Here is a 10,738-nt window from a genome sequence, read left to right on the forward strand (position 1 = left end):
CCCTTCTCTCTTTCCTGAAAAGAGAGGGGGCTTTGTTTTGGCTTTGTGGCATCAAAGAATTGTCGATCCCGTGACGGGTGGACAGGTAGGACTAGAAATTCTTTTGCATCACGCGAAAGAAGTGTTGGAGATTACCCACAGTGCCGGGACGCTGGTGGAAACGGAACAGTATATTTTGCGGGAAGCCTGGAAACGCGCCCGGTCTTCGCCGCAACTCCTGGTGTTTGTCAACGTCACGGCGGAAACGATGGCAGCGGAACGATTGCCTTTTTGGCCGGAAGACTCTCCGCGTAATCTGGTGCTGGAGTTGACGGAGAGCCGCAGTTTTGATGCAGAAAAAGTGGAGAGGTGGTTGTTTCCCTATCGGGAGCAAGGATTGCAAGTGGCACTGGATGACTTTGGAACGGGTTTCAATCAGTTTGAACGATGCAGTTACTTGCGCCCGGATTTTCTAAAAATCAACTGGATGGGCCACGAAGAAACGATGCGGGCAGCCCTGTCCTTTGCGAAAGAAATGCTCTCTCGCGTCATCCTGGAGCGTGTCGCCACAGAGCGACAGGCCGAGTGGGCTAAACGCCAGAGTGTGGGATTGGTGCAGGGCTACTTTTACCACCGCCCTGAGCCGCTTTCGCCATCGGTGGTGATGATTCCATGAAGGTGGCGGTGGAGGGATTTGGGCAAAGTTTTCTCGCCTGGAATCTGGCAGGATGTGTGCGCGGTGCATGGATTTACGCGGATCGGGACGCCCCGTATCGGTTATGGAATCGGGTGATACCTGTGGCTGAACGGTGGCTGGATATTCCCATTGAAGCGCCTGTGGTGTTCCTAGATCACGCAGAGCCGGAAGTGGCACCCGATGTTTTGATTCTCTCTGCCGCGCCAGACCCTTTGTCTGTGTGTTCTGTACGCTCTCGCCTGGAAAGAGCGCGAGGAAAGACGGTATGGGTCATGAACGGATACGAACGGGAAGTGGGGAAACCTTGGCCGTTCGGGGAGCATGAGGTGCCGCTGGCTACAATTCCCTGGGATGAGCGAAACGCGACGTCCTATTTGATGGGGAAGCCATTGACGATGCGCGATCCATCGTTTCGGCGGCACTGGATGCCGATATTGGAGGTGCTTTCACTTGTGGATTTGGTTTGATCGGGACGTGGCGCGAGGGAAGAAGATGGAACAGGTCTATCGGCAAAAAGGTTATCCCGTGCAGACGCTCTCCAGGGAACAAGACTTTCCGAAAAGCGGTATAGAACTGGTCATCCTCACGCGAAAAGAGGACGCGGGGATGGCGGCACAACTTTCTTCGGTTTACGGTGTACCCGTGATTCTGAGCGTGCCGGGACTGAAACCTGACGTGCCGCCGGAAGGCTGCGCAGAGATGCTGCCGTATCCGCCACATCCGGCATATCTGGAAAAGTGGGCCAAGCGAGAAGAGCGTGCGCTGGATGCGCCGAAAGAACCTTCGTCCGCGCTGAACCCTGCAGGTGTTTCTGCCAACGATCTCATGGAACAGATGATCCGCCAAAAAGCTTCGAAACAAACGTTTTCCTTGCGGGGGCAAACTGTGCCTTTTGTGGAACCTCTGCGCCCGCTAGCGAAACGAGCGACGATTCTCACGATCACCGGAGTCAAGGGTGGAGTGGGCAAAAGCACGTTTTCCATTTTGTTAGCCAGAAACCTGCATCAGAAGGGCCAACGGACCGTGCTGGTCGATTTGGACAATATGGGAAATCTGGCGAGACTCCTGCGTGTCGATCCCATCGTTTCCACGGATCGGTTTGAGGTACTCTCCAATACGCTCAACGATGCGGAATTGGAACAGAATCTGATTCGTACAGGGTATGGTTTTTGGGTCATTCCGAAAGGTCAACGGCCTATGGGACTTTCAGCAGATGGCACTCGAAGACTGATGTATCTGCTCTCGCGGTATGCGGACACCGTGATTTTGGATACGCATCCTAGCCGCATGGTTTGCACGGTGGAAGCCATGCGGGAAGCGGATGTCGTCCTTGGTGTGACCGGGACGGATCGGAGCACCTGGGCGGAAATTCGAGATTTTTTCAGTCTGACGGAGAAACCGGTGCATCTGGTGTTGAGCCGTACACGGGAAAAACCGGGTGTACTTCATGAGATTTCGCAGATTTTGGAGAGCCAAACAGGCTACCCGGTGCTGGGTTATGTACCGGAAGACGACAAGCTCTTTGAGGAAGTGCAAGCGGGGGAAATGTTGATGGGCAGTCCGGCTATTGAGACGGCAATGAAACAGATTCGCCTCAAGTTATGGCGGGAGGATGCGCAAAAGACGGAGACGGAAAAAGAGGGGATGCGGACATGGCGTTTCGGACGCTCAAAAGGCACACGTACTTGATGCTGAGTGTAGGGTTGGCCTTTGCGGCAGGTGGATTGGCCTATGTAGGGTACAACCGGGCGGTGCAATCGGTGCGTGTGGTGACGGCTTCACAAAACCTGGCACCCGACACCGCTTTAACGGCAGGTGATTTCTCGACGGAGACTGTGCCTGTGGCACTGGCTCGGCAATTGCACTGGCTGACGGACAAACAGATGCTGGTCGGGCGGTATTTGCAGGTAGGCGTGACACAAGGTCAACCCATTTCCACGACGGATGTGGCCGGGCAAACCGACATTCCTGCACTGCTGGCCTACTATCAGGCGCATGAACATCAAAATGGTTTAGTCGTGGCCTATACGCCTTCGTCGGTACTGGCGGACAGTGTGGAACCTGGTCAGAACATTGCGGTCTTTTATACGAAACAGGAGCCGAACAACCAGAGTACAGAAGCTCTGGTGGGACCGATTCGGGTGCTGGCCGAGGTGCCGGGGAAGACGCCAGTGTTCATCTTGTTCCTCACGTATCCTGAATTCCAGTTGGTGGGAGAAAGTTTGCAAAATGGGCAGGCGCAAATGACGTTGGCCACGAGTGGCGTCCCGATGATGGATGGCAGCACGAACACAGGTGAAGCGGAGGCTTCGTCCACGGCCAAGTCGTCGAAAGGCGGGAAAAAGGGATGACGGGTATCCTGGAAGAACTGGAAAAACTGCAACAGGAGTCCGAAGCCTATTTTGCCGAAGATGAAGCCGTGCTGGAGCGGCAAAAAGAGGTAGAGAAAGAAACCCGGCGCCTCATGGAGCGGGTTCGCGAAGAGAACGAATGGCTTCGCAACCTGCCGCCCAGGCGCGAGGCCCATGCGTATTTAGGAAGGCTGGCCGGGCTGATTCGCATTCCCGCGCGGTATCAGGAAGAAGCGATTCAGGAAGTTTTGAACAACATGTATGGCTATGGCAAGCTTCAGGCGGTGATGGACGATCCGTATATCTCGGATATCATGGTCATCGGCGGCACACAAGTCATTGTGACCCGAAGAGGAGAGCGAGAAGTGGTACCGGGGCTGGTGATGCAAAACGAGGAAATTGTGGATTTTGTGAGCAAGAAACTGTCGGGTACGACGTACAAATTTGATTTGGCCAATCCGCGGTGCGATGCGATGTTGGCCGATGGGTATCGCATGCACGTTCGGGGCGGGGCCAGTGCCTGGACCGTCAAGGATGAATTTGGGGTCATTCTGCCCAGAGAGTGCATGTTTTTGACGGTTCGCAAACCGCTTTTCAACTTCAGCCTGGAGCAACTGATGGAACTGCGAATGCTTTCGCCAGAAATGGTGCAACTTTTTGCTCTGTTTCCTACGCTTCACTATAGCTATGTGGTGGCCGGTGGGACGGGGAGCGCGAAGTCGACGCTTTGCGCGGCCATACTGGGTCATGTCCCAGAAAACGAAGTGGTTGGGATTGTCGAAGAGATGCCGGAACTTCAGCCGCTTTGCCGATGGTCGGCGAGACTCTATAACAAGGGAGCTAACGCAGAGGGCAAGGGCGAAATCACCATGTTAGACTCTATCGCGGATACGCTGCGGATGTTTTTCGATCATGTGGGCGTGGGTGAAATCCGCATGGAGGCCATGGCGTATGCGTTTTTGCAAGCGGGGTTATCTGTGACCGGACATACGTTCACCACGGTGCATGCTCCTCCGCAAGCGCAGGGGATCGTCCAGCGTATGTGTTTACTCGCGGCAGGGGCACCGCAAAAACCTGCGATGTCGACGGTGGCGAACATTTTCACCAGTGTGACGCAAGTGGTGATTGGTTGTGAGCGAACACGCTTTGGCAAACGGGTGGTGGAAGTGTCCGAAATCTATCCCTACGATCCAAGTACGAAAACGGTGCCGTTTGTCCGTTTGGCGACCTGGAACGGTGAAAAGGATGTGTTCGTGTTTCATGGCATGACGCCGCGCATGGTGGAGCGTGCCAAACGACAAGGGATATCGTTGCCCGATTTGCCGATTCAGAAAAATCCTCGGTTTGAACAGGTGTATTTGGGCTAAGGAGGCCAAGCGAGATGGCGCAGTGGATTGCGTTTTTGCTATTTTTTTCAGCGCTCTTGGCTTTTGTGGACAAAGATTTGGCGAAAGCGAGACAAAGGGCGATTTGGCAACAATCCTTTCAAAGTGAGGTCAGGCTTCGGGATGTGGGGCGAGCCTGGACAGCAGAATGGTGGCGAGAAGCCAGGATTGCAGGCGTGTCGGTGAGAAACGCGATTTTAGTTTCTGCTTTCATGGGGATTTTGGTGGCCGCTTTTCTTTCTATAGGCGTGGAACAACCTGCGCTTGCTCCGTTTGCGGGGGGCGCTGTTGGCTTTTGGTGGTTTCGTGTGAAAAGCCTGCATGGGGCGTATGAAAAGTACCAACAGCAAATGACGACAGCGATTCTGGATGAGGCGATCCCGATTGCGGTTCACTCCTTGAAAGCGACAGGGCGGTTGGAAGTGGCTGTGGATGAGGTCGCCAAGTTGGCGAAACGAAAAGCGGTGCGGGCGTTGTTTGGCGAAGTATCCGAGACGTGGAGGCAAAAGAGTTTAACCCCTGCTGAGGCCTTGGTTCGCGCCGCCAGAGAACGGGATGTGGAGGTGCTTTTAACGCTGGCTACGATGACGCGCGATGCGGCAGACTTCCAGCCGGACTATGCCGAGATGTGGTTGGGATACCGGGAGCAGATGTTGCAGATTTTGTATCATCAACGCCGTGTCGCGGCGCGGACGCGAGTCAGTAAGCGAAATGCTTCTATTTTTGTCTATCTGGTAGGCTCTTTGTTGCTTCTGGCATATCCTCGCATGGGACGGTTTTTGACGTTTCAAACGCGCGTTGGATTTTGGCTTTTGTTGCTGGTGATGGTGGGGGGTATGGTTCTTATCTATCGGATGGCGGCCAAAGCGTTGAAAGAAGTCTAAGCCTTCGCTCTCGTTGCACTTTGAATTTCTAAGTCTTATTCTGATACGAACAGAGCTCACCACGCCTCTCAACGATGCGGACCAGGGTGAGCCGATTTATTTTGTTTGGCAAGGATTGTTATGACTGAACTAAAACCGGCTCAAACGTACGAAGAACAGCTTGCGATTCTGAAGTCACGTGATGAACACGCATGAAGAAAACAAAAATGCTCACTTCAGTAACGAGATCAAATAGAGGAGTGGTTTAGGCCATTTTTTCTGGGTTCATAAAGGTTTTTTTAAGATAGGTATACATACTATGCGTTTTGGTTCATAAATAATGAATGTTTCGTGACATATGAGCGAAATGTTGCAATGAGCGATCCAGGCTGTAGAATTCCTGTAGGGAGGGGATACACATGTCTGGCGTTCAAGCTAGAAGGGACGATATAGACTTTCCGAATTTGGAACTGCATAAAAATTGTTGAGCATTCTTCGTGAAAATCCAGAAAGTGATTTTAGATGAAGAATTGCTTCGTGAAATCGTTGGGACAATGTTAAGCACGATTAGACAGTTAATGCGTGAAAACCTTGAGGTTGCAAAAAAAGGGCAAGCATATAACAATCAATGTTAAGAGCATTACTTCATCGGAAGATTTTTTGGGGACTGCCGAATTAGTGGCTCAATTTGGGATGAGTTAACAACAAGTGCGTCGCTGGTGTGAAGAATGGAAACTCAAGGCCCAACGTACACTAGGTGGAATGTGGAAGATTTTTGCATTGCAGTTTGAAGGCGTAGGGATTTTAGCTCCGAAGGAAAAACGTAGTCATAGAAGGATTGAGAGCGTAGCTGGGGTTTGGAAGGATCCAGTAACGCCAAGAATTAGAAAAGAGGTGTGACTAACGGCATATCTTCTTATGTTTTATCTAATGGAAAAAAGTTCGCTGGGTTAGATCTTATTCTATATAAATTTCATATTCAGACTATTCGAGCTATCAGCAGTTATGAGTGTATTTCTAAATACCCCATTTTAAAAGAATTACTTAGAAGATTATCTCTTGGTTACCATTTCTCTGAGTTGTACTCGGGTTGATTCTTACACTTAGTGTTTATAATAAAATTTAGCTCTTTTCGTATAGATTGTTGCTCATTGGACAATAATGTATAATGTTCGACAAATCTCGTCCGAGGAGCGGTTTCAATGGGTTGGAAGGACCTGTACGAAGACTTTGATGAATTGAGCCAAGGCGAAAAACTCGCCCTGTTTGAAGCCATTAAGGACACGCTTTTCCCTGAACCTCGGTTAAAGTTGGACAAGGTTGCGGAAGAAATTCGTGACAGTCGATTCAGTTCGGGATTGGCTTGTGTTCATTGTGGGAGCAAGACGGTTAAACGCAACGGCACCTACCGTAGTCGTCAAAGGTATCTGTGCAAGGACTGCGGGAAGTCGTTCAATGATACAACTGCAAGTCCTATTGCAGGAACACGATACCCTGATAAATGGCTAAAATTCATCGAGTACATGCTGGAAGGTCTGACGTTGCCCAAAATCGCTATGGTGCTCCACATACACGTATCGACGGCGTTCTATTGGCGTCATAAGGTTCTGTACGCCCTTCGCTCGCTTGGTCATGATGCCCTGAATGGCATCGTTGAATCGGATGAAACCTTCTTCTTGGAATCCCACAAGGGTCGAAAGCCTGTGACCTTCCGAAAGCCACGAAAACGTGGCGGTGTTGCGAAGAAACGGGGTATCAGCAAGGAACAGGTATGTGTTGTGGTCGCCTTAGATCGAGATGGCGACGTTGTTGCTCAAAATGCTGGTCGTGGTCGAATCACGGCGACTGAAATCGATGCTGTATTGGGTTCACGCCTTGCTCCAGGTTCCCTGCTTTGTACCGACTCCGCAAAGAATTACATGGCGTTTGCAAGGATGAAGGGGCTTCATCACGAAGTAATCAATGTACGTAAAGGCGTGTATGTTCGAAAGGGAATCTACCACGTTCAGCACGTAAACGCATATCACAAACGATTAAAGAAGTGGATGGAGAGGTTTCAGGGGGTTGCCACCAAGTATCTGGACAACTACCTGTTCTGGTTCCGCTTCTTAGAGCGATACAAAAACCTGTCGCCATACGAAGCGAAGCGATCTATCCTTCGAGATATGTCAAGACGGTCCAACGCTGTTACGGTTGAGTTTCTGCGTGCGGTCTAAGTTAGGAGGAAACGAGTAGAGGTGGATGCAATTGAGGCTGCAAAGCACTTTATTCAATCCCATTTCCCAAGTTGCCGAGCGGCAGTATTGGCTGGGAGCGTTGTAAGAGGCGAAGCGACAGATACTTCTGACCTCGACATTGTTGTTTTCGACGACAGTATCAGTTCTGCATATCGAGAATCATTATTTCAATACGGGTGGGCAATTGAAGTGTTTGTTCACAATCTGAAGTCCTATAGGGATTTCTTTGAGAGCGATTGTAAACGAGCACGTCCTTCTCTACCGAGAATGGTACATGAAGGAATTGTCTTAAAGGACTCAGGAATCATCGATAAAATCAAATCCGAAGCGGGACAACTTCTTAAAAACGGTCCCGCTCCATGGTCATCGGAGACTGTTGCAATGAAGCGATATATGCTAACCGATACATTGGATGATTTTATTGGTTCTCTCAGGTCGGATGAAGATTTGTTCATCGCCAACACATTGGCGGAAGCCATACAAGAGTTCTTTTTGAGAACACATCATCAGTGGATCGGGGCTTCCAAATAGATTGTGCGGACATTAAAGGAATACGACGAAGTGTTTGCGAGTGAGTTCATTCATGCTTTTACGACCTTTTATCAAACAGGAGACAAGGATGAAATAGTGCAACTCACGAACAAAGTGTTAGAACCTTTCGGTGGGCGATTGTTTGACGGATTTTCACTTGGAAAACAGAAGGCATAACCCTTTCTATCAGTGCTATGCCTTCTATGAACAAGTGTCTTGTTGAAAGCAACAATATTTACGAAAAGAGCCTAAAATTTACATATTAGAAACTAAAGTAAATAAACTCACAAATAATTATTAAACATATGAATATTCCTAATAAAGATATATTACGTATAATTCGGCTGACACTTTTTATTAAAATGAGAATAAATAAAAGCAAAATTATAACCCATAAAATAATCGATATGAGCATTCCTACACTCACTAGTAATCACCTATCCGGCATTAAATTTAAGAGGGGCACCTTTAAAATATATGCGCCCCACCTTGTTCAATACCTAATATAGATTAGGCTCCAGGAATTTGATAAAAATCTACAACGTCTGTGTGGTGATTAGTCCACGCTTGAGCAGCTTCGTATGCTGCTCCAATTGCAAATCCCGCGGCGACGACTACACCAACGATAGCACCTACGCCAGTTTCAGAGGTAATAACCGAAACTAATGCACTAGATGCACTTAAACCTGTAGCTGCATAAAATGCATATTCTGATTTTTCTGTAGCAGAAACAGCATTCCAATAATTATTTAGAACGCTTGAGTTGTTGCTGGTTTCAGCTCCCGACCAGTACGCATAAGATGTATTGTTAGAGTTAATCGCAACCATCCAATACTGGGTAGAACCGCTAAAAATGCTGTCTTGAGCATAATCTCCCCACCACTGTTCTGAAACCCGCTCAGAGATGTAATTGGGACTAATAGCAGTGCTTTTTTTAGTAGCTAACCCAGAATTTAAGTCTGTCAAATTAAAAGTTTGTTGTGTATTATTTGAATTTAGAACGGTCATTGTTTTAGTAATCTTATTGTATGTTACAGTAGTAGTCTGCCCGTTTACAGTTACTCTTACTACGTTATCAAAAGGGTTTCCATTAGACATCTTTTGAACATATATTGCATTCCCATTGACTGAAAATGATTGTTTATTTCCAACAGCATTAAGTTGTGAAGTACTAGCATATGCAGATGGAATATTAATGCCTATCATAGTAGATAGAGCAAATACTCCGCCTACAAATTTTTTTAAAATAGTTTTCACCTCAACACCTCCAAATATTTAAAATATATAGAAATTTACTCTATTTTATGGATAACTTCATATAATGTCAATATAATGGATGCCCCTGAAAATAGAAATAAAAAGTTTTAATATTCAGTCATATTTACTGTTGCTCCTGCTATATCCCACTCTTTTGTATATTCTCGTAACGGTCTTTTTTCTTCAATACCAATTTACCCTTCTTCCAACGTTCGTATTGCTCTTGGCCACGCGCATTTTCTTATTCGATAATTCCATCGCATAGGTGACTCGTAGCCTCATTTGCAACAGAAACTGCAACTTCTTCTTCGTAGCAGCCATAAACTGACGATTAGAAAATCGTGGACTATCCGTTTATGATAATGCAGGGACAAAAACATTTTCAGTGGGTTCTCCCTGCTGATCAAACCATGACCGAACCTATTCTACAGCCGTGCTTTACCGGAACTGGCAACGCCAGTGCCAAGAACCCCCTCTTGGTCATCTTCATCATATCCAGCAGAGCCAGTTGGTCAGATAGGTTTTATGTCGTATCGAAGTAAACTGCTTCTGGTCTTTCAGCTCAATCTCGTGTAGTCTTGACTTTCTAGAGGCATTCTCCTTTCTGTTAGCCCAAACCCATGACAAAAGGGATAGGGAGACTCTCACTTTCAAATTTCCACGAAATTCTGGAAAACGCCCACTTGATTAACGTAGACACTTGCCGCCCCCTCTTTCCCTGGGGAAGGAGGGGTTTTTCATGACGATTTGTGCCGTATGTCACAGGGGTTTGTCTAATCAGGTCTCGGTCTCCAGAGGAACGGGGCCAGTTTGTGATCGGAATGTACGGTCCTATCTACAGGTCCTTATGACCAGCGAGATGGCAGATCGAGCAAGAACTTCGTGGGCAAGGCTGCGCGGAGAGCCAGTCGGGATGCGAAACCGTGCTGTGGAAGCGGCCAGGACGCGGTTTTTGGCGCGAGTGCACAGACAAGAAATCATTCCTGTTCAAACGGGTACGGTAGACATGGAAGACGCCAACTCTAGGCGCAACGCAGGACAGACAGAGATTTGGTTTGAACAGTTTGAAGATGGCATGCTCATTGCTCATTCGGGCACGAATGAAGATTATGTCGTGGTAGCCGATCATACAGGGGAACATGCGGTCAGTTGCAGTTGTTCAGCCTATGCGTTTCATCGAAACCAACCTGCTGGAACGCCGTGTCGACACATGCGGGCCTACAATGTTTTGGGTCGTCATACAGAAACCGAGACAGCGCCTTCGGTAGACAGCGTGGTAGGACATCGAGTGGAAGGCGCTCCAATGCTCATGCAAAGGATTGTCAATGAAGAGATGGCTGTAGAGCAGGAACGTGACACAGCCTTGCAACAGTGGCATGAAAGGCACCAACATGATGGTATCTTGATGAGCGAGAACGACGCCGCATGGCAAGACTTG

General features: G+C 48.5%; 9 protein-coding genes and 3 pseudogenes. 11 read left to right on the forward strand and 1 reads right to left on the reverse strand.

Annotated features, from left to right (window positions below; genetic code table 11):
* The first annotated feature begins 37 nt into the window (after window positions 1–37).
* The 9 genes and pseudogenes from BUA75_RS13400 (at window position 38) to BUA75_RS13440 (ending at window position 8,220) form a co-directional block, all read left to right on the forward strand.
* Window positions 38–655 (forward strand): EAL domain-containing protein, encoded by a 618-nt coding sequence (locus BUA75_RS13400; RefSeq protein WP_072875117.1) that lies wholly within the window; start codon window positions 38–40, stop codon window positions 653–655.
* Window positions 652–1,143 (forward strand): hypothetical protein, encoded by a 492-nt coding sequence (locus BUA75_RS13405; RefSeq protein WP_072875109.1) that lies wholly within the window; start codon window positions 652–654, stop codon window positions 1,141–1,143. Before BUA75_RS13400 ends, BUA75_RS13405 begins: the two co-directional genes overlap by 4 nt.
* The gene (locus tag BUA75_RS13410; RefSeq protein WP_072875110.1) at window positions 1,127–2,365 is read left to right on the forward strand and encodes a ParA family protein; all 1,239 of its coding nucleotides are present in this window, start codon (window positions 1,127–1,129) and stop codon (window positions 2,363–2,365) included. The genes BUA75_RS13405 and BUA75_RS13410 overlap by 17 nt, the downstream gene beginning before the upstream one ends.
* On the forward strand, window positions 2,329–3,027 hold the full coding sequence (locus BUA75_RS13415; RefSeq protein WP_072875111.1) for a flagella basal body P-ring formation protein FlgA: 699 nt from the start codon (window positions 2,329–2,331) through the stop codon (window positions 3,025–3,027). Before BUA75_RS13410 ends, BUA75_RS13415 begins: the two co-directional genes overlap by 37 nt.
* Complete coding sequence (locus tag BUA75_RS13420; RefSeq protein ID WP_072875112.1) at window positions 3,024–4,394, forward strand: ATPase, T2SS/T4P/T4SS family; 1,371 nt, start codon at window positions 3,024–3,026, stop codon at window positions 4,392–4,394. Before BUA75_RS13415 ends, BUA75_RS13420 begins: the two co-directional genes overlap by 4 nt.
* 14 nt (window positions 4,395–4,408) lie before the next feature.
* The gene (locus tag BUA75_RS13425) at window positions 4,409–5,296 is read left to right on the forward strand and encodes a hypothetical protein (protein ID WP_072875113.1); all 888 of its coding nucleotides are present in this window, start codon (window positions 4,409–4,411) and stop codon (window positions 5,294–5,296) included.
* Between the two features lie 476 nt (window positions 5,297–5,772).
* A complete protein-coding gene (locus BUA75_RS15975) occupies window positions 5,773–5,910 on the forward strand; it encodes a hypothetical protein (RefSeq protein ID WP_165612025.1) in 138 nt (45 codons plus the stop codon).
* A 567-nt stretch (window positions 5,911–6,477) separates the two neighbouring features.
* Window positions 6,478–7,491, forward strand: coding sequence for an IS1595-like element ISAlis1 family transposase (locus BUA75_RS13435; RefSeq protein WP_072875115.1), 1,014 nt, complete (start codon window positions 6,478–6,480; stop codon window positions 7,489–7,491).
* A 21-nt stretch (window positions 7,492–7,512) separates the two neighbouring features.
* A pseudogene (locus tag BUA75_RS13440) lies at window positions 7,513–8,220 on the forward strand (nucleotidyltransferase domain-containing protein).
* Window positions 8,221–8,553: 333 nt separating this feature from the next.
* Here BUA75_RS13440 and BUA75_RS13445 read toward each other — a convergent pair.
* Complete coding sequence (locus tag BUA75_RS13445) at window positions 8,554–9,300, reverse strand: geobacillin-26 family protein (RefSeq protein ID WP_072875116.1); 747 nt, start codon at window positions 9,298–9,300, stop codon at window positions 8,554–8,556.
* A gap of 739 nt (window positions 9,301–10,039) precedes the next feature.
* Here BUA75_RS13445 and BUA75_RS16600 point away from each other — a divergent pair.
* Both BUA75_RS16600 and BUA75_RS13450 read left to right on the forward strand, forming a co-directional pair.
* A pseudogene (locus BUA75_RS16600) lies at window positions 10,040–10,114 on the forward strand (DUF6011 domain-containing protein); the annotation flags it as partial.
* Window positions 10,115–10,213: 99 nt separating this feature from the next.
* Window positions 10,214–10,738: pseudogene (locus tag BUA75_RS13450) on the forward strand (hypothetical protein); the annotation flags it as partial.

This window comes from Alicyclobacillus tolerans, assembly GCF_900142255.1.
Classification (GTDB): domain Bacteria; phylum Bacillota; class Bacilli; order Alicyclobacillales; family Alicyclobacillaceae; genus Alicyclobacillus_I; species Alicyclobacillus_I tolerans.